The organism is Paenibacillus sp. NRS-1782 (genome assembly GCF_050467685.1).
Taxonomy (GTDB): Bacteria; Bacillota; Bacilli; order Paenibacillales; family Paenibacillaceae; genus Paenibacillus; species Paenibacillus terrae_A.
Window position 1 is genome coordinate 85,097 of the sequence record NZ_JBITPH010000018.1, and the last position, 25,869, is coordinate 110,965.

Here is a 25,869-nt window from a genome sequence, read left to right on the forward strand (position 1 = left end):
AGAAAATGAGCAAAACTAAAAAGTTTCTTATCGCCGTTTCCTCCCTTCTGTTGGTATTTTCCCTCGTTAATATTGCGAGAACCTTTCTGGGGGATTATGCCGAGCAGCAGAAAATCGAAGAGCTGACAAAAGTTTGGGAGGAAGGGTCGGACAAAGGCGGAGGGGATGCATTCCCCTCCCTTTTGTTCAATAAGGCGAATGAGCCGATTATGCTTCCCGAATTTCGAGAGCTTTACGAGAGGAACTCGGACATCGTCGGCTGGCTGAAGATTGATGGCACCCGAATTGAGTACCCAGTCATGCAGAATCCACAGGATGCGGAGTACTATCTCAATCATGATTTCGATAAAAAGGAAAACAAAGGGGGCCTCCCCTTTTTAGACGCGCATAGCCGGACCAACGGTTCGGACATTTTGCTGATTCACGGACACCACATGAAAAGCGGCTGGATGTTTAAGGATTTAATGAAGTACAAGAACGAAAGCTTTTATAAAGAGCATGCTACGCTCCAGTTCAGCACGCTTTACGAAAAGGAAGAGTATGAAATTGTTGCCGTTATTCTGTCAAAAGTTTATCGCAAATCGGACGACGTTTTTAAATACTACCAGATTGAGAAGGTAAGTACGCCCGCCGAGTTTGACTCATATATTCAGAACATCAAAAAACTCGCTCTTTACGATACGGGCGTGACAGCCCGATATAGCCACAAGCTTATTGTACTGTCTACGTGTGAATACTCAACCGAGGACGGCCGGTTAGCGGTGATCGCCCGAAAGCGTAAATGACGATATTGAAACACGGTGTCAAGCTGCTTCATATGCGTTATAGAAGAGAGGCAGGGCATTAGTGCCTCTCTTCTATTTTTTTGTGACCAATCTCTCCATCTGACGCCACCGTTTCGTTCCTTAAGCAAATGCACCTCCAGCATATCCTCTTCATACAGACAAGGAAATGGATCATCCCTTATTAGTCATGTTAGCCATGTGTATAATATAGGAAATTAGTGAAAAATACTACAGCATACTACATTTAAATGCTCTGTAAGATGTGCAGCTCTTAAATAGTTTTACTTAAAGGAGGTTTATTACAGGATTGGTTGAGCAAAAGGTGGGCTACCTGATGAATGAAGAACTTATACATCTCCCACGTCTTTGTTCTACTTTTACGATATAAACTGGGCGTTTGCCGTTACTAGGACAGGTGTCCCTACATAGAAATAAGTTGATGAGAAAGGCTTATGTCATGAGCAGGGATGGTGTAAAGTAGATGGCACAAAAGTTGCAAAAGAAAAGTACACGATTAACCGGAAGGATCGTAATTCCGGGCAATCCATCATACAATACGGCCAGAATGGAGTTCAATAGGCGCTTTTCCAAATTTCCAAGGGTCATTGTTTTTTGCCAACGGACTCAGGATGTGATCAACGCAGTCAAATGGGCTCGTGAGCGGGGCATACGTCTGCGAGTGCGCAGCGGGCGGCATAGCTATGAAGGCTTCTCGGCTGTAAATGGCGGCATTATTATTGATGTGAGCGAGATGAATAAGGTTAAGGTTGATCGAAAAAATAGAGTGGCCATTGTACAAACGGGAAATCCACTTGCCCGTGTGTACAAAAAGCTGTGGGATAAGCGTGTGGCCATTCCGGCGGGGACTGCGCCCGACGTAGGCGTAGCTGGGCTTACCCTGGGAGGAGGCATTGGACTTCTTTCCCGCAAATATGGACTTACGTGCGATAACTTGAAACAAGTGAAGATGGTCGTAGCTTCGGGACGGTATGGGGCAAAGACGATTGTGGCAAACCGGAAGAAACATTCCGATCTGTTGTGGGCATCACGAGGCGGAGGGGGAGGGAACTTTGGTGTTGCTACAGAATATACATTTCGGGTTAGGCCGATTTCATCGGTATCTATTTACAGTATTACATGGAAATGGAGTGACCTTGAGAAGGTGTTACCAGCTTGGCAGCGCTGGGCCCCGTCTGTCACGAACCGCTTAACCTCAACAATTGAGGTGGCTGCCAAGCAGGTGGGAACCATTGTATCTACCGGGCAATTGCTTGGCGGTGCAGAGGAGCTGCGTCGATTGATTAGACCGCTCTTGCGAGCAGGGACTCCGATGAAGGTGATGGTGAAGACAGTACCTTTTATTGAAGCAACCAAATTTTTTGCCGAATCGGACCTGAATTTGGAACCGAAGTTTAAAATAACCGGGGCCTACGGGTTCCAAGCTTTGCCGCCTGAAGGAGTACGAATTATACGTGACTTTTTATCCAAAGCACCCAACAGACATTCTAGCGTGTGGAGTCAAAGCTTAGGTGGTGCAGGAAGCGCGGTGAGCCGAGTATCGCCTACTGCAACGGCCTATCCTCATCGGAAGGCTGAGACAATCTACGAACTGTCAGCCCGCTGGAGAAACAATGGGGAGCAGGAGCGGAATATTCAGTGGGTGGAAAGGTTTCGCAGAGCGTTACGTCCCTTTGTTAAAGGGGATTATGTGAATTTTCCCGATCTACAGATTAAGAACTGGCCCAAGGCGTATTATGGCGTGAACTTTGGCAGATTGAAGCAGGTGAAACGAAAGTACGATCCTCATAATGTGTTTCGTTTTGCTCAGAGTATTCCAGTGGATAAATAGGTCGGAAAATGACAATATAATGGCATAAAATATTAAAAAGGATAACTGATATTGAAAAAAGCAGTGAAAGTTCCTGCCTGTCTCTTTACAAATTCATCATTCTGTTTGTGATGGCGACCATGCATCTGTTTTTATGAATGATTTACAAATATTAGCTAATGAAAGCGTAGACTGGGTTTAGTCTCGTTTGTTGATAAGTTTGGCGTTCGATGGTGCTTGATGGTTTAAACGTATGTGATTACAAGGTAAGGGCCATCCGACAAAGGATGGCCCTAAAACTTGCCAGTTACAGACAGCGCGGTGAACCGTATCAGAAGCGGATAGTTAGGGAAATGTATACGCATTTTTTAGATAAGCTTGTTAAACTATAAGTAAGAAAGCAGATTTCGAATATATTATATGCTTTTATAATGGAAACGAATCCGCTCGCTTGAAATTCTCCACTTGGACCCTTAGAAAAAATAATAAAATTGCTGGTTAAGCAAACAAAGGAAACCTGGCTATAGTCAATAGGAGGGTTCAAATATGTGGTTTGGGAAGAAAGAAACGCAACTGGATCGAATAAAAAACAAACTGAATCAAGCCATGCGCAAAGACACGGCTTTCTCGGTGTTTGGAGCATCCTCACATCAATACAAGGTTAATGAGAGGCTTACAGCAAAAGAGCTGGCGGACTGGCAAGCCCACAATCAGGTCACTCTTCCTGAGCCTTACGCGCAGTTTTTAACGAAAGTCGGCAACGGAGGCGCCGGACCCTATTATGGAATTTATCCGATTGAAAAGGCAGCTTCCAATACCGAGCGCCAGGCACTCCTTGCAAAATCCGTTCTGCATCCCGGGATGGCCAAAGAGGAATGGAACCATCTGATTGAGCCCCTGACCAAGGATGAGGACATCCCCGATGAGGAATACGACGACGTCTGTAATAAGGTGCTGGGCGGCATGTTGTACATAGGCACCCAAGGCTGCGAATACGACATGTATCTCGTACTTGAAGGGAAATACAGGGGGAGAATTGTGTACACCTCCGATTTTCATCCCGATCATCCTTTTTTCTTTGTCTATGAAGACAGCTTTCTGGACTGGTACGAGCGCTGGCTGGATGAAATTATTCTGGATTATGATATCGGGTGGTTTGGTAGTCGAATGCGGGGTGATGAGAATGCGCTGATCCAGATTTATCAGAGCGCTCCAAACGAAGAAATCCAAACAAAAGCGCTTGATGGAATGTTCAAGTTTAAGAAAATCTCTCAGCCAACCCTTGGTTTTTTGAAAAATATTGCGGAGCAAAGCCCAAAAAATCGGACCGCAGCCATTTGGCTAATCTGCAAAACTTCTTTTGACGCGGGTAGAAAATATCTTCTGGAGCTGTTGCAATCGGATGGGCATGAGGGTTTTCTGCAAGCTTTACAGATTCTACATGATTACGGTAAAATTGTGAATTTAACGGAATGTATTTCAGTGATCTTGCAAAGGCTTGACAGGATTCATGACCCGGAAACGTTGCGTTATGCAGGGTATATTTTGGAAGATTACGGTGCGATTACTCTCCAGAACTTTGCGCCTTTCTTGTGTCACGCCGACCCGAAAATGCAAACCACGGCCATCTATGCCGCGCGCAGTTGCGAAAACAAGCTGGGAGGCTGGCAGATCATTGAACAGATGTTGATGGGAGGCGGTCCGCAGGTTATGAATAACTTAATTTTGTACTGGGGCATTATTCCACATGAGAAGTTGCTGCCTTACTATAAGGCGGTATGGCCGAAATATCAAAGAGATCCGAAATTCAGAGAAAAATTTATCGGTTGTTTGCGAGAACTACATTTGCCAGATGATTATTTTGACAAAGAAGAATCGTGAGGAAGGTCTAGATGATCCCGTTAGTAGATTTGAGCCTATTGAGTAGCAGCAAGTTTTTTGGGGAATAATGAGATAAAAGGAGAGATGGAAATGTCCTATATGGTTGATTTTAATAATGTGTCTACGGCTGGTTTAGAGTCTTCACCTGTAGTAGAAGCGCTCGCTGGTTTGCGTGCTAATGAAGCCCGTTACTTTATGAACAAATACAAGCATGAATTTACGGTTGTGGCAGCTAGTGAAAGTCAGGAGACCCTTGATTATGTGAACCTAATTTTGAAAGAAGAACGTGATATTGAGTTTGCGGCTAAACCTTTAGAAACGTCGCAGTTTCAAGTGGAAAATATCAAATTTGCTTACGTCTTTTATGAGGATGGTCTTGAGGTCAACGTCATGTATACGGTTGATGACCCTAAGAAGCGGGCCGTTGGCTTTAAGCTTTCTGAGGGGATGGAGGTACCAAAGGAGCTAGAAGGAAAGTTTAAGTTTGCCAGGCAGAAGTCTAAACTAGCTGGAACAATCCGAGGTTCGTTTTTTGTAATTAAAAGAGAATATTAAATTAAGCAAAAGTGCAATTTGGAGGAATTGATTCACTTGTTCTATTTGCAAAAAAAGATACGATATCAAAGAATGGACCATCCCGCAAAAGGATGGTCCTAAATCTTGCCGTTACAAACAGCACGGAGAACCGGATCATAAGTAGAGCGAAATTTTTTCCAAGGAAAGGGTTGAGCGTTCTTCCGTCTTTCAACCCTGATCTCGATTTCGATGAAGGACCTGCTTCGGTAAAAGAAATACGGACACAGCTGAGGGAGGCAAATGATGTACTTTTATGTACATCTGAATATGGGAATGGCGTGCCCGGTGTGTTAAAAAATGCCTTGGATTTGAATGCTGGGATTGTAGAAAGAGGGAGCTATTTAATGTTTTTCTTTAGTAACAGTAGACGTTCCAATCCCACTGCTCATTTTTTTGAATAGCAAGATGGCAAGAAGTAATGCAACGCTTACAGCAGCCAAACCTACCCAATTCAAATTCAGAACAGAGGTACGACTGATGACAAGGCCGCCTAATCCAGATCCTAGCGCAAAACCAAATTGGATGAAGGAAGTATTTACGCTCAGGGCAATGTCTGGATTTCGAGGTGCCAGAGTGACCAAAAATAGCTGCTGAGCAGGGGAAATGCTCCAGGTTGCTAACATAAAGATCATTAAAACCAAGATTAATACAATGATATTGACACCAGCTAGAGTGAATAAAAGGAGCATTGCTCCCTGTAACAGGAGTCCAATACAAATTGTGAATTTCGATCCCTTTGTATCTGCCAATTGTCCACCCACTTTGGATCCGATGAAGCTGCAAATTCCCGATAGGAATAAAACACCGCTAATTTCGGTTATGGAAAGAGAGGATGCGGCTTGCAAGAAAGGTGTAATATAAGTAAAGAGCGTAGAGTAACCACCAATATAAAATAAAGTAATAGCCAAGGCAGTTACAATTTTTGAATCCTTTAAAATAGAGAGCTGCATCCTGAAGGTAACAGCTTCTTCTTCTCTGATTGCAGGAACCTTTTTATAGATGATAAACAATGGAAGAACGCTTATTATACCGATCAAAATAAACAAAACTCTCCATCCAAACATCTCGCTAAAAAATGTACCAGCTGGAACACCCAGAACTAACGAACTACTGAGCCCCATCAAAATAATACCGATGGCATTGCCCCTTCTTTCTTTTTCGACGAGTCGTGTCGCTACTGCCATGGCTACTACGGTAGCGATTCCTCCGCTAGCCCCTTGAATAATTCGTACCCATAGTAATGTTTCGTAAGAAAGGTTTACAAGCATAAGTCCGTTGCTGGCAATAAACACACTGAGGGCAGCCATCAGTAGCTTCTTGCGATCCATATTAATTGTTAATGCAATCAGAATCGGAGCAACAATGGCCGCTGCGAGAGCAAATACAGTCACCAGTAAACCAGCTTCGGAAGTAGATACTCTCAAGTCCATGGCGATCATTTCAATGACTCCTGTAATAATATATTCAATGGTTCCAATTAGAAAAACAGCAAGTGCAAGGACATATATAATCAATTTATTTTTCAATTTAATCCGCTCCTCCTCAGCTTCATTCAAGCAAGAAGCTTTTTAGACTGTTATCTATAAATACGGAATCTGGCTCATGCTGTCCAATGCCTGCGCAATGACCCCACTTCGATTCAATCGGGAGGAAGAATGCATTGGGCATAAGTGATGCTTCAGCTTTGTTATCCTGGGGAGGGAAGAAAAGGTCTGTACTTCCCGGCATAACCAGGGCCCGTGCTGTTATCCTGCTTAATGCAAGGTTAAAATCGCCGTTATACGTCGGATTAGCGCTAATGTCACCTGTAATTCCGGTACGTAACATGGTGATCAGGTCATTCGCGTCAAAGGTCAAAAATACGTGATCCCAGTAATCGACGAGATATTCCTCCAGTGTGTGGTAGCCCTCTTGCTGATAGAGCTGCTCTAGATAATAAGCCTGAGAGAACCCCCAAGCTGCGTAGACTCGACCCATGGCTGCCAATCCCGTTTTGGGTTTCTGCGTGTAAAAGCCATTGTTCCAAGCAGAATCAGCCTGAAGGGCAGCGATCATTCCTTCAAATACAACCTTTGCATGTGTCCGGGTCATGGCAGTCCCGCCGAATGGAGCGATTCGTTGTACCATATCAGGATAACTTGCCCCCCACTGAAAGGTCTGTACAGCCCCTAGTGACCAACCTACAACGAGGGCGATTTCTTCAATACCAAACTTTTGATTCACCAGTTGATGCTGTAGTCGCACATTATCATAAATCGAAATCAGCGGGAAATTTGCTTGATGATAAGGCGGTGGCGTATTGCTTGGCGAGGAGGAGAGTCCATTGCCCAACATATTGGGAACGATGATAAAATATTTTTCTGGATCCAGTGCCTTGCCAGGTCCGATTAACCATTCGTTATCAGTATGCAAGCCGGCAAACCAAGTGGGATATACAATCACATTATTTTTGGCTGCATTTAGCATGCCGTATGTTTTGTAGGCGAGAATGGCATTTGGCAGAGTGTCACCGGATTGCAGCAGAACATCTCCTAGTTCATAAATTTCATAATCTCTCATATAAAAAACTCCTTTTCATAGCTAAAGTATGGACTTCCTTCCTTGTCATCACTCTACGATGCTGCTATTGTTAAGTCAAAGAAACGTTAATGAAGATAACGTTCATTTTTTTTGAACTAAGGAGCAGGAACTCGATGGAATTGCGCCAATTAAAAACCTTTTATACGCTTGCTTCCACACTCAACTTTACCCGAGCTGCCGAAGTGCAGAACTATGTCCCTTCCACGGTTACGATGCAAATGAAGGCCTTAGAGGAAGAATTGGGTGTCAAGTTGGTGGACAGATTGGGTAAAAATGTGACTTTGACCGATGCAGGGAGAACGTTCCTGCGCTATGCAGATAACATATTGAGTGTGGTTGAAGAAGCACAGCATGCCGTCAAGCAATCCGGCGAATTGACGGGTACGGTAGTCATAAGTGCCGATGAAACGTTGTGTACGTACCGGTTGCCGGCTGTATTACGCCAGTTTCGTTTGTGCTATCCAGCGATTCGGTTAATGTTTCGACCGCTGGCTAATTCGAACCTCAAACAGAGCTTGCGTGAAGGGGACGCTGACATTATTTTTATGCTGGATGAGGATAAGGGCGAGACCGGATTTTGCGGTGAAAAAATGCTGGATGAGCCCTTTTATCTATTGGTATCACCAGATCATCCTTTGGCTGCACATCCTGCATTGGCCATTGAAGATTTTCATGGCGAGACCTTTTTGTTGACGGAGAAGGGATGCTCCTATCGCACTTTTTTTGATCGAAGTCTTTCACAGAAGGGCACGGGGGGAATTACCGAATTGGAGTTTTACAGTGCCGAGGCTATTAAACAATGTGCGAAAATAGGAATGGGCATTGCCATATTGCCTGAAATGGCCGTGATCGGAGAAGTGAATCGGGGAGAACTGGTTCCGTTGCCGTGGGATTTGACCGCCACATCGTTTGCAACCCAAATGATGTGGCATGAAGAGAAGTGGATATCGCCTGCAATCGAAGCCTTTTTGAGCTTGACCAGAGAAACATTTTTGAAAAATAACACCTAAAGAAATTTCGCGCACAGGTGTGCAATTAACTCATGATCCTACGCATGCTGAATGCCAGTCTTGATCATTCGCTGATTTAGAATATAAGAATAGAGTCGCTTGAATTCGGCAGGTACTGGTCATACTTTATCTGCTATTTTGTATGCGGCTAGGATGTCGACAGAGTGTTTCGTCGCACTGGATTTTTCGCCGATAGACCTGTTAAGCTGAACCGTACGCTATATCTCAAAAGAAATCGGTCCGGCGGTTTCATAATCCACGATGACAAAAGCATCCTTGATGTGAATTTCAAAAACATCCAATGTGTCGCCAATGGCTGAGAGTGTCTCATTATATCCGGGAATTTTTTGGATAAACAGGTCCTTAATCTCTTCTATGGTGTACTGGCTCTTATGTACAACTGCATGATTGGAGCGCGCATGCGGCACAGAAGAAGCATCAGAGGGAACGGTTGTGAAGGCAACATTGTTATTTTGAGCAAACTCGACCACCTTCTGGTTCTCTCTGTCTGTCGCAAAATACAAGATTCCTGGCTTGCTGACATCATAGCAGAAGTTGACGATCCTAACATTGGGTACGCCTGCTACCGCTGTTGCCAGAGCAATTTCGTTGGTCTTGTCTAAAGTGTGGTAAAATTCGTTCTTGTAATCCATTTATAGTTCCTCCTTAGTATTTGATAAGCTTAGTATAGCAATGTATCGCTGACAGCATTTATGTCAGTCATAGTACATAAATTTCAGGAGGATGATTATGAAGCTGGAACGAATAATCGCTATCATTATGCTGCTCTTGCAAAGAGAGAAAATGGGCGGGAAAGAGCTGGCCGAGCTGTTCGAAGTTTCACTTAGAACCATTTATCGTGATATTGAAACAATTAATCAAGCAGGTATTCCAATTGTGACCAGCTCCGGTGTAGGAGGGGGAATTGGGATCATGAATGAATATAAGATAGAAAAAGGCTTTTTTACCGTCAAGGACATAACCACTCTACTGATGGGGCTTGGCTTTATTTCCAATGCATTATCCAGTGAGGAAACCACTGCTACCCTGGCCAAAGTAAAAAGCTTTATCCAGGAGGATAAACAGCATGAAATTACGCTGAAAGCCAACCAAATCTTTTTTGACTTATCTGCTTGGCTGGGCAACAATGATCTGCAGACCAAAGTTGAAATGATTCGAACAGCCTTGGAGCATTGTAGCATACTGTCTTTTATGTATCTAAGCGCTAAAGGAGACAAGGTTATGCGGACCTTGGAACCTCATCGTCTGTTATTGAAAGAAAATCACTGGTACGTGCAGGGGTACTGTTTGAAGCGGCAAGAATTTCGGGTATTCAAGCTATCCCGCATATCTGAATTGGAGAGAACGGAAGAGCGTTTTGCTATGCGTGAGATTCCCCCGGCTTTTTCAGAGTTTACAGATACCATGTCCAGAAAAATGCAAAAAATAAAATTGCAGCTAGACCATTCCATTCTCGACAGGATGTTGGATTATTGTGGAGAAGAGAACATTACTCCCCTCGGCAATGGCGAATTCTATGCATATCTTGATTTTATTGAAGATGATTATGGTTACGGAATCCTAATGAGCTTCGGGGATAAATGCCAATGCATTGAACCTAAGCATGTGCGCGATGAAATGAAGAGACGGCTCAATGATTCAATAAGAGCATATTATTGAGATACAAAGCACCCACTCTTCTCATGGTAACGCCGCTCACCACCGGAATTCTCTTTGAATTCGACAAATGGTTTGTTTTCCTTGCCAAGGTTTGCTAAGAACATCGATTCAACTTATATTATAAATGTACTCAAAAATTGTGTGAAAAACTTGCCCCTTCAGCCATCGCGGTGAATCTTATCATAAGTGACGGCAAAAAATAATGTTGTGGATAAAACCATATTTTTCTATATTTATAGTAACTTGATTATACGCCTGGGGAGGTAGAGCATGGACAAAGAACTAATCGCGCAGCTGACGCAGTGGCATGAAGATGATGAACACCAGAAGATTGTAGACACCCTGATGGAGATTCCTCCAGAGGACAGAGATTACGAGGTGGTCAGCATCCTGGCAAGAGCATATAACAATCTGGGACGTTATAAAGAAGCGCTTGAACAGCTTGAGATGATTGCGGAACAGGGGCAGAATGAATGTTTGTGGCATTTTCGTGTGGGATATGCCTACTACTATTTGAATCGATATGAGGAAGCAGTGAGAGTACTGGGTATCGCCCATGACCTCGATCCTGACGACGAGAATACGGCCATGTTACTGAACTTCAGCCAGCGCAAGTTAGGCAAAGGACAACACGCCGCGGCTAGACGGGCAATCAGAGAGCAGCATAATGATTCGGGGACGGCTGCAACTCCTTTTGAAGGGATGGATCTCTCCGATTTTTGGGACGATAGCGGTTATGCGCTAAGAGAATATGTTTCTGCCCCGCCTACGGATGAGCTGATTGCTTCTATAGAAGAAGAACTCGGTTACAAGCTTCCTGCTTCTTATATCAGTCTGATGAAGCAGCACAATGGGGGAGTTCCTTATAATACTTGTTTTCCGACGGAGGACGCGACCTCATGGGCCGGGGATCATATTGCGATTACGGGCATTATGGGCATCGGACGCGAGAAAAGCTATTCACTCGGTGGCGATCTCGGCAGTCCGTTTATGATTGAGGAGTGGGGGTATCCTGACATCGGCGTGGTGATTTGTGACTGCCCTTCGGCAGGCCATGATGTCGTGATGCTGGATTACCGGAACTGCGGGAGGGACGGCGAACCCGAGGTGATTCATGTGGATCAGGAAGACAATTATGAGATTACGGTCCTGGCCCCAGACTTCGAGACCTTTATACGCGGCCTGGTAAATGAGGAGGAATACGATACCTCTCAAGAAGATAAAGAGGAGGATCTGCGCAAAGTAGCCGTAGGCAAATTCTCGCTTTTGCTCGCGAAGCTGTGCAGCCATGTGCCTGGGGTGGACCAGCTTGAGCAGAAGATCCGCAAAGTCTGTACCCGAATTGTTGAAGAGAAGGGACACTTTTCCTTTCATGCGGATGAGCTTTCTACTCTGATGTACGATGTGCAGTTCTGGCTGTACACAAGCTCTTATCCGAATACGAGCCGTCAACAATATCTGGATGTATATGAGAAAATGATCGCTTTTGGCGGCGAGTTCGGTCAAGGCGGGTATGCTCCCGGCTGGATCAGCGACTGGCTGGATGGGCGGATACGGGAAGGGCTGATCGTTCAGGAAAATGGGGTGCTTTGCTTTACGGATCAAGCACGCTCAGAGGTCATTGCACGGCTGGAAGCGGAAGCCGCAGAAGAGGACGTTGCCCCTTTTATACTCGTGGATCAGCGGGGTGGAGGCATGTCTGTCATTCTAAATGTCGGCAGCTACCGATCGGAATTGTTCGAGACCCGGGCAGACGAAGGGTTTGAAGGCAACGGGTACGATTGGGCTTCTTTGGCCGCTGTGTTTATGAACGAATATATGCCTGAATGGGTAGATACGATTCATTTTGACCCGGAAGCAGATATGTTCTGTGCTTATTCGGAGAATAGCGAAGCTATTAAGCGGTTCGCGGTACGGTTGAAGCAGGTCTGTGAGGATGAGATGGTGATCCGGGATCTATTCTCCCGCGCGGAGCTGGATTGAGAGAATGCATCAGGTATGAAAATGCAGGGAGTCAATAACAAGTTAATGCTCCGGTGACGGCGAGTCCATCAGGCGATTTTGGGCGTGCGCATACCCCATTCGCACAAGCAGGCAGCCCGCCCCTGTCGTAAACTGAATTATAATCAGTGAGCGAGGTGAACTTCCATGGCACAATCGAATGAGATGCGTGAACGGGCTAAGAAGCTTCAGGGCCGTCCGGTCTGCGTCACCCTGCACAGCGGAGAGACTTACGTCGGCTACATCACCGACGTTAATTGCGGCGGGTTGTTACTTGCCAGCGCTGGAGCCCCCCCACGTGTTTCTTCCGGGAAGCAAGGCTCCCGATCTCCCAAACACAGAGCCGGTTCGCATGCCCCGGGCGTCCGTCTGGGCAATCGGAGAAGCGGCGCGCGCAAGCCGTCCATCCGTTCGCGCTCCCGCAAGCCGGGCGCCAAGGTGTCGGCATTCCTGCCGATGATGGGCTCGCTGCTCGGCGGCTTGGGTGGCGCCAGTGCAGGCGCAGGAGCGCTCGGCGGTGCGCTCGGTGGCGGCCTGCGGCTGTTCGGCATGATCCAGAAATTTGTTCCGGTCGTAAAGATGGGCTACGGCATGATCAAGTCCATTCGTCCGTTCTTCGGCGCCATTCAAGGCTTGATGTCCCCGGCCGCCCCGGATAACGAATAATACGAGTTAAGGGAAGGTGTACGCTATGCCTTCCTTTTTTTACAATAAAAAGGAGTACCCTATCGGGAAGATAGCTATGATTCTGGACAAGCAGTCTTTTCGCTGTGTTTCAGACAGTGTGGTGAATTGTATTATAAATAATGGAAATTTTTTGGTATAATAATCTGGGAGGGAGAAGAACATGCATACAATAGAGAGCTTAATGAAGCAATTAGAGCAAATGGGTATTGACAGCAAAGGGACATTGTTGGTCCATTCTTCGATGAAAAGTATGGGAGCGGTCGAGGGTGGTGCGGACACAGTCTTGGATGCGTTTACAGAGTATATGAAGGATGGGCTGTTGGTGTTACCTACCCATACGTGGTCCTACATCAATGCGGATAATCCGAGATTTTACGTGGAGCAGTCATCATGCTGCGTGGGTATCCTACCTGAACTTTTTCGCAAACGGCCTGGCGTGATACGTTCTTTACACCCCACCCATTCGGTGGCAGCATTAGGTCAGGATTCCATAGCTTTCACCAACGACGATCATCTTTACGATACGCCATGCGCAAGAGGCTCCGCCTGGGGGAAGCTGCTCGATCGAAAGGCGACCATCTTGTTGGTGGGGGTCGATTTAAAACGCAACACATTTATCCATGGAGTTGAAGAATGGTTGGACATCCAGGGCAGACTAACGGATGAGCATGAGCTGCTTTACACGGTTCTACCTGATGGAACGGAAATCCCTGTACCTTCCCGCAGACATTGTGGGTTGTCGTGGTCGGAGCATTTTTGGAAAGTAGATGAGGTCCTTGAACGTAAAGGTGCAATGTATAAGGGACAGCTTGGCGATGCGGTTGTAAGGGTTTGTGATGCGGCGATGGTGGCGGACGTCATCACGGAAATGCTCAAGGACAATCCGGATTTGTTCTCGGATAATCTTCCCCTGGATCATTAATATGGATTATGAAAGGGCCGTCCGGTAACGGATGGCCCTAAAACTTGCCGTTACAGACAACCCGGTGAACCGTCAGAGATTGGACTGCGATTATGTAAGCTAGATCACTCTTTTTGCTATATGATAAGATGTAGTTAATTTAACTGAACGCAATAGTAAAGGAATATACGATTTGAGGATTTTGCAAAATCCTGTATTTCAATGAATCGTAGTTGTCGAATCAAAAAAGGAGAAGATTTGTGAGCCCATCAGTATGGTATGATCTCGTTTTATTCCTCCTATTGTTTGCTTTATATGTTTATGTTTTTGCTACCGTTAGGATTACAAACTTACATAAGGTTTACTTCTTATTTCATTTTTTAATGATGCTTTGGCCATTGTGTCAATTTGCCACAGATATGGCTCATGATCGGCGGTTGCAGTTGTTTTATGTGGCCATGTCCTTTGTCTCACTCTCCATGTTGGGGAGCGGTTGGCTGCTTCTTACCGTTTTTCTTACCGGAAATGCTGATAAATTAGGAAAAAAAAGATTATTCCTGTTGTTTGCGCCAGCGGTTATTGCAGCAGTTGGAGTGGTCATAAACCCGGTTGGTCTGTTTGTAGCTCCGCTGGAGGGCGGTTACATCTATAGAGCATATGGCCCATGGTTCTGGATTGTGATCGTTATTCTGGTCAGTTACTTTTTTGCTTCCCTCTTTGTTTTGTTTCGGGCACTGTATTCCTCCCAAACGTCCCTAACGATTAAAAAACAAGTAAAAATAATGCTGTGGGGAATATTCGTGCTGTTCGCTTTTGCAGGTAGCGACGCCCTTCTTAATGTGGTCCTAAGCGAGTGGTTGCCGATTATTCCAGGATTGACTTCTCTTGGGATTTTTCTTTCAGATCTATTTTTCGTATATGTGATTAAAAAATACAATGTGTTTGATCTTGTTTACATCGCTCATGAGGATGTGATCAATACGATTCCATATGGAATACTTGTGCTAGATGAAAATGAATCCATTGTTGAAGTCAACAAAGCTTTACGATCCTTTATAGATCTACATGTGGGCGATCACTTTGATATGGAGGCGTTTCTGGGGTCTGTTCGTGTAGAGGACAGTAGCAAGAGATTTCTGGAGCATTATAAGCAAAAAGAAAATACCTTGTCTCCAATGGAAATCATCGTTGAGCGCGACGGCGTGCGTCATTTTATACTACAAGCTTCTCCGATTGTTGATTCTTACCGTATGCAAATCGGTCATATCCTTACGTTTCAGGATGTATCACAAGAGCGCTATCTTGTTAAAGAAATGAATCGACAGAATGAGATCCTTCAGGAACGAAATCATTCACTTGATCGCATTCGTCATGAGTTATCCAAAGCCAATCGAAAACTGGAAGAATTAGTTCTTACGGACAGTTTGACAAACTGCTACAATCGCCGTTATTTGACCCAACACCTGACTCATGAGGTGATTACCAATATTCATTATAAAACCCCGTTTTCACTCATACTCTTCGATATTGATTTCTTTAAAGCTATCAATGACCGCTATGGACATGTAAAAGGGGATGAAGTTCTTTATCGTACTGCTCAAGCAGTCAAACAATCCATTCGTAGTACCGATATTCTAACTCGATATGGCGGGGAGGAATTCATGATCTACCTTCCGCATACAGAACGCCAGTTAGCCAAACAATTAGCGGAACGAGTGAGATTATCGGTAGAGTCGAACCACATTGTAGTGGAGCATGAGATCGAACAGGTTTCCATTACGATAAGTATAGGGATTTTATCCATTGAGGATTTTGATCATGAACATGTACTGGACAATCCAGAAGAGTATTTAATCCAACTTTTTGCTGCGGTAGATAAGGCGCTCTATCAAGCCAAGCAAAATGGACGCAATCGGATCGAATTTGCAGAATTCCAGAGTATAAAGGAAGGCTACACATATGATACAAGGAATTTTTGAAACTCATATTCACGTAAGTAACTATGAAAATTCGAAAAGCTCTGGGTTCCTTGGTGAAGGTACCCAGAGCTTCGCTTTGTTGATGATATGCTGGGAGCCGCGCACCCCACTCTTCGGTCATACATCGGCTTCCAATCTCTCTCTGCAAACATGGTCATGACTTGGATTAATTATCTTTGGAGTGTCGTTCCCCCACTTGGTATTCATTCGCATGTTCAAACATATATTTCACCGTTACGGGATCTTGGCCCGTCAGCTTCTTGAAGTCGTCCGTAAATATATCCATTTTCCCTAAGCGAATCGCTTGTCCAAAGGTAACCATACCTTCTGAAGAGAAGGGGGCTTCGGAATCTTCTGCAAATTTGCCATCCGTTGTTCTGGGAACTCCCATTGCATCAAATACGCCGTAATTTTCTTCATCCGTGATCTGCTTGTAGGTTACATGATGACCCGTTACTTCATTTGCAATCTCGATAAAGTCGGACATTGTTATTAATTCAGGACCATTTATATTTAATATTGCCTCATGATAGTTGTCTGCTGCTAATGCATAAGCGACAGCCTTTGCACAATCTTTCCGTGAGATATAGGCCATCTTGCCGTCACCCTGGTTATTTTTCAACACGCCGTCCGACTTCACAAAGGTGAAGTAATTGGTAACCATGGCTTCCGCATATTGCGAATTACGCAGGAAAATATAATCTAACCCGACATTTTTGATATAATCCTCCGTATACACATGGTCCAGTTTCTCAACACTTGGATTGGATTCATCAGCCGCGTTAACCAATGAAGTATAGATGATTTGTTTTACTCCAGCTTCTTTCGCCGCATCGACCACGTTTTTGTGTGCATTTTGACGCTTTTCCCCTACAAAAGGCATGGAGATTAAAGCAAGCTGATCTGCATTAGCAAAAGCTTTTGCAAGACCGTCTATTTTATTGAAATTGGTCACATGCGTTTCAATACCTTGTTCTGCATATTCTTGTAAAGATGCCGGATCATATGCACAAAAAATAATTTGGTCTTTTTCCACTAATTTCAATAAATATTCAGCCGCTTGTCTGCCCAGATTGCCATCTACACCCGTTAATAGTAACTTACCCATACTCATCGTCACTCCTTGCTGAAATGATCTACACTTATATACTATGTGAAAAAAATAACAATGTATAACACAAAAAACTTATGGACTATTGCTAAATCGAATTTTGTATTTGATGCAGGAATGAGTATAATGCCGGATTTGAATTATTTTTTAAGTAGCCTATTTCGATTTTAAAAGTATGGTGAGAATCATGTATGGGAATGAATCGGACCTCTTCCTTCAGGTCAGCAAGATCATAGTTATTTGGGAAAAAGCCAATTAAATTCTCTGTAATGATATAAAACAGCTTGGTTTCGACATCATCTGCGGTTCTGAGGATGTTGGGCTGGTAACCATCTTCCATGGCATGTTGAATCATTAAATAATAGGAGTCTCCAATAACCATTGGATTCAGCATGACAAGCGGATACCTATATAATTCATCCTTTGAGATGGATTCACAACAGAAGAGGGGATGTTGTTTACTTACAGCTGCGTAGTATCGTCCGCTATATAAGGTATGGGTTAGGATTTTCTCTTTCCCTGTAAACTCTGAGTCAAAGGCCACGGCCACGTCATATATTCCTTTTTGCAGATACTCAGCGACATCCTTTAGCAATACTTTATTTAATTCAAGTTTAATCTTTGGATAATTTTCTTTAAATGGTGGAATAAATTTTAACAAGCTTTGGATATCTGTGAACGCAGCATATTCGATACTCAATAATTGAGTATTGTTTTTCTGAAAATTTTCCATGCTTGTTTGCATATGATTATATTGCTTCCAAAGCACGACGGCCTCTGCATAAAATAGCCATCCCGCTTTTGTAGGCTCAATCGGAATTTGTTTTCTGTCGATCAACTGAATGTTGAACTCATTCTCAATTGCGGCAATTTGTTGGCTAATCGTAGTCTGCGATACAAAATTTTTCTTTGCTGTTTCTGTAAAATTTCTGCATTCAACGAGATCTATAAAATATTTTATCCTTTTTAGATTCATGTTTACCTCCAAATGTATGAAATTGAATATAGCTTACGTTCCCGTCATAAATTCAAGCCGGCATACCCTAATGTTAATGGCAAACCGGCGGTTCATAATTTGAAGGTATTTAGCACAGGATAGTCACCAAAATTATCATGATCATGCGGAATCATTTCATAGGGCAAATCGTAGATGGAACACATTATGGTATTGGTTGTTGGGCAAGCAAGGATAATTCCTGATTAGTATATCACGCTCACAGGTTCTTAGACATACCAAGCAGACATGCAAAATGTGAACTCAAGTATTTGCTTTATATGAACGATGCTTTCAAATTTTCTCTTTTCAAGAAAAATGCTGAGCTATATTTGCTAGATACTCTTCTTCATCCGTATTTTCTTTCATATGAATGAGCATCTTTGCATCTTCTCCTACTACATATCGGAATTGATTTGTGCCGTCTGTAGCCGCTTGATATATTGTTTCGGCAACAATATCTGGAGGCGAAGCGTATGCTGGGTGTTTTTCCATTTCACCCAATTTACCCAGAAATGCAGTAGTAAACGGCTTATAGTCCGTCAATGCATCATTAAAAAAGAACTCCATTGATCTTCCACCAAAGTCCGTATTAATAGCACCTGGTTCAATCAACTTTACTTTGATGTTTTGTGATGCTAATTCATAAGATACGGATTCAGAAAATCCTTCTACCGCGAATTTGGATGAATGATACAGAGACATCGTAGGAAAGGTCACTTTCCCTCCCATAGAAGAGATATTGATCAGCAAACCTTCTTGATTAGATCTAAAATGTGGCAGCATGGCTTTAGTCATACGGATAAGACCAAAAACGTTCACTTCAAACTGTCTTCTAATCTGCTCATCCGTAGCTACTTCTATAAGACCCATTGTTCCATATCCAGCATTATTGAGAAGAACGTCAATTTTATCAAACTGTTGAATCGCTTCCGCTAACGCAGATTGAATAGTGTCTTCTTTCTCAACATCAAGCCTTAGCACCAACACATTATCTAGTGTAATGAATTCAGTTTCTTGTTCAGGTGAACGCATCGTGGCTACTACGTTCCATCCTCTTTCAGCAAAATGTTTTACCGTAGCTCTCCCAATGCCCGATGAAGCACCCGTGATAAAAATTGTTTTCATTAATAATTCCTCCTAAAAATTTTGTGAGCGTTGCATCTTGAACATGGCTGGTACAAAACTTACTTCGTAAGCATTTGAATTCACTAAATTCTGCTCTCCTCTTGCACTAACTGCTCCATGCTTAACAATCCCTGGGCAATGGTTGTAAGTTTAGCTTTATATTCTTCTATCCCAATTTGGATGCAGATGATCTGTGCTGGATGCATTTCATCTTTATAAAGCGAATATTGCTCAAATAATCGATCTAACTTTTTGTGTGATTCCTCTTGTACTTGCTTCAACCAAATAATCACCTTGTCATACCCAACAAATTCACCGAAATAAAGCCTCATCATAAAATCAGATTTCTTAATACTGTCTCCCTCTAGTGGCGCTTGTAAATAGGCGTTAAAACAATCTCGTCCTTTAGCCGTTATATTTAAAACATTCTTGTTAGGCTTACCTTCCTGGAGCACAAATTCTTTAGTTATCAATTCCTCCTTCTCCATTCGAGTAAGTGTGGGATAAATCGTTCCATAACTTGAACTATAGAAATTGGAGAATACATCCTCCAATAACTGTTTTATTTCGTATCCAGTCAACGATTCTTTCATAAGCATGCCTAAAATAACATCCTGACTGTTCAAAATAGAACCTCCTTGCAACTTAGGAATATTTGTATATCACGATTACAATATATCAACATGATATATGCTATGTCAATATATAAAATTATTGTTGCATGTAGGTAACAAGAAGAAGCCCCATCTTTAGTCTAGTTTATGCTTATTTGTTCAATAATTTCGAGAAAATGAAGTGGAGAACGATACCACAAGTAACGGCCAATCCAAGCTATAACCCTTACAAAAAGCTGAGTTAAGGCCTGGGTATTATATTCTTGGAGCCCTGTGGACAACTTATCACTTTTTTTTCCATACTCAAATGGTTTATAATTATCAGATAATAGTCGATATCATTTTTAATATATTATATTTTAGTTATAATAGAGACAGACAGAAAAGGTATGTTCCTGAGTGGAGCCTTGCTTCTTGTATCACCTAAGCAGGAGGGCCTGCTCTTTTTTGCAAAATAAGAGATAAGGAAGGTTTTTATGAGTAGCATACAGAAAAAAACAGACGTTATCTTAATTGGTGCCGGAGTCATGAGTGCGACTCTGGGATCATTGCTTAAAGAGTTAGCACCGGAATGGGAAATCACAGTGTTTGAGAAACTCGCAAGCGCAGGAGAAGAAAGCTCTAACGAATGGAATAATGCCGGTACGGGCCATGCCGCACTGTGTGAGCTGAACTATACATCCGAAAAAACCGACGGATCTGTAGATATTAGTAAAGCTGTAAATATTAACGAGCAATTTCAGCTCTCAAGACAGTTTTGGTCTTTTCTTGTAAACAGCAATTTGATTCGTAATCCGCAGGACTTTATCAAGCCAATACCTCATATGAGTTTGGTACTAGGGGAACAAGACGTATCTTTTTTGAATAAGCGATTTAAAGCGCTATCAAACGTTCCTCTGTTTCAAGGAATGGAATTTTCTGATGACCCTGAAAAGCTGAAGGAATGGATTCCGCTGATCATGGAAGGTCGTACATCGAATGAACCGATCGCGGCAACCAAAATCGACTCTGGAACAGATGTCAACTTTGGTGCTTTAACACGCATGTTGTTTGACCATTTACAAAGTAAAAACGTCGAGATCAAATACAAGCATAGTATTAAGAATATTAAACGTACGAGCGACGGCTCGTGGGAAGTCAAAGTGCATAATCTTGAAAGCGGTAAAATCGAATACCATACTGCCAAATTTATCTTTATTGGTGGTGGTGGCGGAAGTCTACCTTTACTACAAAGAACGGGTATTCCTGAGTCCAAGCATATCGGAGGATTTCCGGTAAGTGGACTGTTTATGGTATGTAACAATCCTAAAGTTGTCGAGCAGCATCATGCAAAAGTATACGGTAAAGCTAAGCTTGGTGCTCCTCCCATGTCTGTTCCGCATCTGGATACAAGATACATCGGCAACAAAAAAGCACTATTGTTTGGACCGTTTGCCGGCTTCTCACCAAAGTTTTTGAAAACGGGTTCAAATTTGGATTTGATCTGTTCTGTCAAACCCAATAACCTCTTCACGATGTTAGCGGCAGGCGCAAAAGAGATGGCATTGACCAAATACCTGATCCAGCAAGTGATGTTATCGAATGAAAAGCGTCTGGAAGAATTACGTGAGTTTATTCCGAACGCCAAAATCGAGGAATGGGAGATCGTAATAGCGGGCCAACGTGTGCAGGTGATCAAAGATACGGAGGCTGGAAAAGGAACCCTTCAATTTGGTACGGAAGTGGTTAGTGCCGCTGATGGCTCGGTAGCTGCATTGCTCGGTGCTTCTCCCGGTGCTTCTACTGCTGTTACTGTTATGCTGGAAGTATTAGAAAGATGTTTCCCACAATATATGAAAGAGTGGGAACCGAAGATAAAAGAAATGATTCCTTCTTATGGTGTGTCACTAGCAGAAAACCCGGAGCTTTTCCAGGAAATTCATGCTTCCACAACACAGGCGCTTGGTCTGGGGGAAAAAGAACCACTCCATCGTTAATTTTGAATGTAGAACCTAGCCCCAGGCTCAACAATCTTACGATAGGTATTAAAATCGCATAAACAACAACGTCAAGCGGTGGGGAATATTCCCCACCGCTAAAATGCTTGCATAAGAATACAAAATGTTGCAATCCTCCCATGTTTCCGATCATAGGTGTCTGATATAGTGATCAAAGTAATTATGTAAGCGCTTCACATAAAACGGAATCGTTTATGGTATTCGGGGTTGAAGAAAGGGGACAGAGAGATGAGAAGAAAGAGACAGGCATGGTGGCTGCTGGTGGTGGCGATTATGTTCAGTTCGTGGCCGATGCGGCTGACACCAGCGGTGGCGGCAGAATCGGCCAGTGCCTCGGCAGTCGTAAACGGGGGATTCGAGACGGACTTCTGGAGTGATCAATCGTGGCAGGTGGAAGCATCAGATTGGAATCAGGTGGATATTCAGCATTATGCCTATGCCAGTGATCCTTTTATTACGCCGTCTGAAGATACGTATGCACTCAAGTATTGGATCAACGACGCGGCGCCGACGGACCAGCAGGTCACGGTCAGCCAGAAGCTTCCGACGCTGCAGCCAGGCAGTTATGAGCTGTCGGTGCAATCGATGGGCGGCGCCGATGCCGAAGCGGGACATGTACAGGTATTCGCAGGTACCGATCAGAGCAGTGAGGTGGCAACGTCAGGCTATAACCAATGGGGAAGCGTGACCTTGAAATTCGTGCTGACCGAGCAGACTTCCGATCTGGTCATTGGGGCGAGGATCAGCGGCGCTGCGGCTGCGTGGGGCTATCTGGACCGCCTTACCTTAAAGCAGGCCAGCACGGATACGACCCACCCGGTGGCAGCGGATATTTTCGTAAAGAAGGTCGAAGGATTGAAGTCTGATTTTATCAAAGGTGTCGATATATCCAGTATTCTTTCCCTGGAGCAGAGTGGAGTACGCTTCTATAACGAGCAAGGCACAGAGCAGGATATATTCCAGACGCTAAAGGAATCCGGCGTAAACTATGTCCGGGTGCGTGTGTGGAATCATCCGTATGATGCAAAAGGTAACGGCTATGGCGGCGGGAACAACGATCTGGCCAGAGCGATCGAAATCGGTAAGCGGGCAACCGACAACGGGCTGAGGCTGCTGGTGGATTTCCACTATTCCGATTTCTGGGCCGATCCGGGCAAGCAGCATGTGCCGAAGGCCTGGCAGAATCTGAGTTTTGCTGACAAGGGACAGGCGGTGTACGACTATACCCGGGACAGCCTTCAGCAGTTGCTCGATCAGGGCATAGATGTGGGGATGGTGCAGGTCGGCAATGAGACGAACCAGTCGTTTATCGGAGAGAAGGATTGGACGAAGATTAGTGCTTTATTTAATAAGGGAAGCCAGGCGGTGCGTGCCGTCGATCCGAATATTCTCGTGGCACTGCATTTTACCAACCCGGAGACGCCGGGCCGCTATGCTTCCTATGCGAAGGCACTGTCGGACAACCATGTGGACTATGATGTGTTTGCCAGCTCGTATTATCCGTTCTGGCACGGTTCACTGAGCAATCTCACAGCAGTGCTGAAGCAGGTAACAGATACGTATGGTAAAAAAGTGATGGTGGCGGAAACGTCCTATGCCTATACATCTGAGGATGGCGATGGACATGGGAATTCCGCCCCGGCAAGCTCGGGACAGACGCTGGACTATCCGATTAGTGTTCAGGGGCAGGCCACGTCGGTCCGTAATGTCATTGAAGCGGTGTCCAAGGTAGGCGATGCAGGCATTGGTGTATTTTATTGGGAGCCAGCCTGGCTGCCGGTAGGAACACAAGCAAATGTAGAGCAGAACAAGCAGCTATGGGAACAATATGGTTCCGGCTGGGCGGCCAGCTATGCTGCGGAATATGACCCTGACGATGCGGGCAAATGGTATGGCGGCAGCGCGGTAGACAATCAGGCGCTGTTTGACTTTACGGGTCATCCACTTCCTTCGCTGAAGGTGTTTAACTACGTCAACACAGGAGCGGTTGCTTCGCTCCAGGTCGATGAGGTCCAAGCGGTAACATTAACGGTCAACGCGGGCGAGAACATCTCGCTGCCACATTCGGTCACCGTGACGTATAACGACGGCAGCACCGGAACGCTTGCTGTGGAGTGGGATCAGGCGGCCTTAGCGCAAGCGGTGAGTCAGGGGGCGGGCAGCTACGTGATTAACGGGACAGCCAAAGGAGGTTATCCGGCGCAGGCGGTGCTGGAGATTCGTCGGCCGAATCTGCTGGTGAACGGCGGCTTTGAACTGAGCGATCTAAGCATGTGGAAGATTACTTACGGTGCCGAAAGCACACCGCACACTGACTACCAGAACAAAGCCTCTGATGCGAAGTCGGGCCAGTATTCGTTGCATTTCTATTCGACGGATGCGGTCCATTTCCAAGTGGAACAGGCGGTCTACGGTTTGAAGCCCGGCTACTACGACCTCTCGATGTCGATTCAGGGCGGCGATGCGAAGAACGCGCAAATGAAATTGTTTGCCGCGACCGGTGGTAAGGAGGATAAGGTAGATACTGGTGTAAATGGCTGGGTACAGTGGAATCAGCCGGTCATTCGCGATATACGGGTAACCGACGGCAAGCTGACGGTGGGTGCTTCCATCCAGGCAGACGGCGGGGCGTGGGGATCGCTGGATGATTTCTATCTGACGTTCGTCCGGGATGTAGAGGCAGCACCGGGCAAAGATTCCTCCAAAAATTTGTCTACTGGTGGCGGCAGTATATCTGCCGTACAGAGCGAGAATGTGACAGTCAGTGTGGACGGCGGCAAGAACAGCAGTACTATGCTCTCCAATGTCATCATTCAGCGGACAACGCTGTCCGACGGGACGAAAAAAGACCGGGTCAGCTATGGAGCTGCTCAGGCACGGGAGGCATTGAGCAGCGTGAAGGCCGAAGGACGTTCCAGCGTCCGACTGGTGATGCCTGATTCAAAGGATGAAGTCTCCGAGCTTGAATTCGCTCTGCCAAAGGATACGGCGAAGACGCTGGCGAATGCGGGGGTCGGTCTGGAAGTATACACTAACCATGCCCGTCTGATCCTGTCCCCATCAACGCTCGGTTTGATGGACGGGAACCGTCAGTTTACGCTCAGTCCGCTAAAGAGTGAAGCCGCAATCCAGGCGATAGCGGAACGGGCAAAACAGAATAGCCTCGTGCAAGCAGCAGCCGAACAGGGTGAAGTTCGTGTTATCGGCCGACCGATGCTGATCGAGACGAATCTGCAGGGGCAGTCAGTAGAACTGGTGCTGCCACTGCCGCAGCAGTCGCTGCCGAACTCTGCCGAAGAACGCCAGGCTTTCCTGAGCAATCTGGCTGTGTATGTGGAGCATAGCGACGGCACCAGGGAGCTGGTGCAGCCGACCCTGCTGTGGGACGGTAACCACCCGGCAGGACTTAGTTTTAGTGTAAACAAGTTCGGCACCTTTACGGTACTGCATCTGAACAAGCAGATCGCGAGCGTAGGCGGAGAGCAGGAGAGTGAGCATTCGCAGCCGTATATGCAAGGCTACCCGAATGGGACATTCCAACCGGCGCGTAGGATGACACGGTCGGAGCTGGCAGAGATTCTGTTTCGTCTGGCTGTTAACCGATCGGAGCAGCCGTTGGTGGAATCGTCAGCATCGCAGAATCGCGCCAGCTATACGGATGTTGCTGGGCAGAACTGGGCTGCCGAAGCGATTGATACCGTGACAACGGCCGGATGGATGAAGGGATACAGCAGCACATTCGCACCGGAGCGTCCGATCACTAGAGCGGAGATGGCGACAGTGCTGGCACGCTGGAAGAATCTGAACGGAGCAGCTTCGGCTACCTTCCCGGATACGACCGGACACTGGGCGAAAGATGATATTGCACGGGTGCAGCAAGCTGGCTATATGCATGGCATGCCGGACGGCAGCTTCCAGCCGGATCAGACTCTGAGCCGGGCAGAGGCGGTTACTATGTTCAATCGGGTATGGAAGAGAGAGCCGATATCCTTCGCTGACTCGTCCAGATGGTCAGATGTCCCGGTCGGACATTGGGCTTTCGGGGACATTGCCGCAGCAACAACCCGCATTCGCTAGGATATTACTGGTAAGCGAAGCTTAGCGTCCCCCGTTTGAT

Annotated in this window: 20 protein-coding genes and 2 pseudogenes; 15 read left to right on the top strand and 7 right to left on the bottom strand. The window is 45.2% G+C overall.

What is annotated here, in order from left to right; genetic code table 11:
* Nucleotides 1–5: 5 nt before the first annotated feature.
* The 6 genes and pseudogenes from ACIFQM_RS07525 (at nt 6) to ACIFQM_RS07550 (ending at nt 5,471) form a co-directional block, all read left to right on the top strand.
* Nucleotides 6–785 (top strand): class B sortase, encoded by a 780-nt coding sequence (locus ACIFQM_RS07525; RefSeq protein WP_430043004.1) that lies wholly within the window; start codon nt 6–8, stop codon nt 783–785.
* Nucleotides 786–1,266: 481 nt separating this feature from the next.
* Nucleotides 1,267–2,634, top strand: coding sequence for an FAD-binding oxidoreductase (locus ACIFQM_RS07530; RefSeq protein ID WP_430065197.1), 1,368 nt, complete (start codon nt 1,267–1,269; stop codon nt 2,632–2,634).
* A gap of 70 nt (nt 2,635–2,704) precedes the next feature.
* Nucleotides 2,705–2,815, top strand: a pseudogene (locus ACIFQM_RS07535) (CatA-like O-acetyltransferase); the annotation flags it as partial.
* Nucleotides 2,816–3,159: 344 nt separating this feature from the next.
* Entirely contained in the window at nt 3,160–4,494 is a 1,335-nt protein-coding gene (locus ACIFQM_RS07540) for an SMI1/KNR4 family protein (protein ID WP_430065199.1), read from the top strand.
* A gap of 90 nt (nt 4,495–4,584) precedes the next feature.
* The gene (locus ACIFQM_RS07545) at nt 4,585–5,049 is read left to right on the top strand and encodes a phage tail protein (protein ID WP_430043008.1); all 465 of its coding nucleotides are present in this window, start codon (nt 4,585–4,587) and stop codon (nt 5,047–5,049) included.
* A gap of 92 nt (nt 5,050–5,141) precedes the next feature.
* Nucleotides 5,142–5,471, top strand: a complete 330-nt coding sequence (locus ACIFQM_RS07550; RefSeq protein WP_430043009.1) for an NADPH-dependent FMN reductase — start codon at nt 5,142–5,144, stop codon at nt 5,469–5,471.
* Here the strand turns inward: ACIFQM_RS07550 and ACIFQM_RS07555 are convergent.
* Together ACIFQM_RS07555 and ACIFQM_RS07560 are read right to left on the bottom strand one after the other, a co-directional pair.
* A complete protein-coding gene (locus ACIFQM_RS07555) occupies nt 5,412–6,596 on the bottom strand; it encodes an MFS transporter (RefSeq protein ID WP_430046953.1) in 1,185 nt (394 codons plus the stop codon). The genes ACIFQM_RS07550 and ACIFQM_RS07555 overlap by 60 nt on opposite strands.
* Before the next feature lie 22 nt (nt 6,597–6,618).
* Nucleotides 6,619–7,629: an alpha/beta fold hydrolase gene (locus tag ACIFQM_RS07560; protein WP_430043013.1), complete on the bottom strand. Its 1,011-nt coding sequence runs from the start codon at nt 7,627–7,629 to the stop codon at nt 6,619–6,621.
* A 134-nt stretch (nt 7,630–7,763) separates the two neighbouring features.
* On the opposite strand from ACIFQM_RS07560, the gene ACIFQM_RS07565 reads away from it, so the two are divergent.
* Entirely contained in the window at nt 7,764–8,660 is an 897-nt protein-coding gene (locus ACIFQM_RS07565) for a LysR family transcriptional regulator (protein WP_430043016.1), read from the top strand.
* Nucleotides 8,661–8,878: 218 nt separating this feature from the next.
* Here the strand turns inward: ACIFQM_RS07565 and ACIFQM_RS07570 are convergent, their stop codons facing one another.
* Nucleotides 8,879–9,313 carry a pyridoxamine 5'-phosphate oxidase family protein gene (locus ACIFQM_RS07570; RefSeq protein ID WP_430043017.1) on the bottom strand — a complete coding sequence of 145 codons (435 nt, stop codon included), beginning with the start codon at nt 9,311–9,313 and terminating at the stop codon, nt 8,879–8,881.
* A gap of 97 nt (nt 9,314–9,410) precedes the next feature.
* On the opposite strand from ACIFQM_RS07570, the gene ACIFQM_RS07575 reads away from it, so the two are divergent.
* The 6 genes and pseudogenes from ACIFQM_RS07575 to ACIFQM_RS07600 all read left to right on the top strand — a co-directional run bounded on the left by ACIFQM_RS07575 (nt 9,411) and on the right by ACIFQM_RS07600 (nt 15,908).
* On the top strand, nt 9,411–10,340 hold the full coding sequence (locus ACIFQM_RS07575) for a helix-turn-helix transcriptional regulator (protein WP_430043020.1): 930 nt from the start codon (nt 9,411–9,413) through the stop codon (nt 10,338–10,340).
* A 270-nt stretch (nt 10,341–10,610) separates the two neighbouring features.
* Nucleotides 10,611–11,972, top strand: a pseudogene (locus ACIFQM_RS07580) (SMI1/KNR4 family protein); the annotation flags it as partial.
* A gap of 42 nt (nt 11,973–12,014) precedes the next feature.
* Nucleotides 12,015–12,323, top strand: coding sequence for an immunity 51 family protein (locus ACIFQM_RS07585; protein WP_430043087.1), 309 nt, complete (start codon nt 12,015–12,017; stop codon nt 12,321–12,323).
* A gap of 165 nt (nt 12,324–12,488) precedes the next feature.
* The gene (locus ACIFQM_RS07590; protein ID WP_430043022.1) at nt 12,489–13,007 is read left to right on the top strand and encodes a hypothetical protein; all 519 of its coding nucleotides are present in this window, start codon (nt 12,489–12,491) and stop codon (nt 13,005–13,007) included.
* 181 nt (nt 13,008–13,188) lie between these two features.
* A complete protein-coding gene (locus ACIFQM_RS07595) occupies nt 13,189–13,950 on the top strand; it encodes an AAC(3) family N-acetyltransferase (RefSeq protein WP_430043024.1) in 762 nt (253 codons plus the stop codon).
* 239 nt (nt 13,951–14,189) lie between these two features.
* Complete coding sequence (locus ACIFQM_RS07600; RefSeq protein ID WP_430065201.1) at nt 14,190–15,908, top strand: diguanylate cyclase; 1,719 nt, start codon at nt 14,190–14,192, stop codon at nt 15,906–15,908.
* Between the two features lie 166 nt (nt 15,909–16,074).
* Here the strand turns inward: ACIFQM_RS07600 and ACIFQM_RS07605 are convergent, their stop codons facing one another.
* The 4 genes from ACIFQM_RS07605 to ACIFQM_RS07620 form a co-directional block, all read right to left on the bottom strand.
* Entirely contained in the window at nt 16,075–17,016 is a 942-nt protein-coding gene (locus tag ACIFQM_RS07605) for an NAD(P)H-binding protein (protein ID WP_430043027.1), read from the bottom strand.
* 91 nt (nt 17,017–17,107) lie between these two features.
* The gene (locus tag ACIFQM_RS07610) at nt 17,108–17,995 is read right to left on the bottom strand and encodes a LysR family transcriptional regulator (protein ID WP_430065203.1); all 888 of its coding nucleotides are present in this window, start codon (nt 17,993–17,995) and stop codon (nt 17,108–17,110) included.
* Between the two features lie 327 nt (nt 17,996–18,322).
* Entirely contained in the window at nt 18,323–19,141 is an 819-nt protein-coding gene (locus ACIFQM_RS07615) for an SDR family oxidoreductase (RefSeq protein WP_430043031.1), read from the bottom strand.
* A gap of 83 nt (nt 19,142–19,224) precedes the next feature.
* Nucleotides 19,225–19,767, bottom strand: a complete 543-nt coding sequence (locus tag ACIFQM_RS07620) for a PadR family transcriptional regulator (RefSeq protein WP_430043033.1) — start codon at nt 19,765–19,767, stop codon at nt 19,225–19,227.
* A 464-nt stretch (nt 19,768–20,231) separates the two neighbouring features.
* On the opposite strand from ACIFQM_RS07620, the gene ACIFQM_RS07625 reads away from it, so the two are divergent.
* Together ACIFQM_RS07625 and ACIFQM_RS07630 are read left to right on the top strand one after the other, a co-directional pair.
* Complete coding sequence (locus ACIFQM_RS07625; RefSeq protein WP_430043034.1) at nt 20,232–21,731, top strand: malate:quinone oxidoreductase; 1,500 nt, start codon at nt 20,232–20,234, stop codon at nt 21,729–21,731.
* 249 nt (nt 21,732–21,980) lie between these two features.
* Nucleotides 21,981–25,829, top strand: coding sequence for a glycosyl hydrolase 53 family protein (locus ACIFQM_RS07630; protein ID WP_430065205.1), 3,849 nt, complete (start codon nt 21,981–21,983; stop codon nt 25,827–25,829).
* The last annotated feature ends 40 nt before the right edge of the window (nt 25,830–25,869 follow it).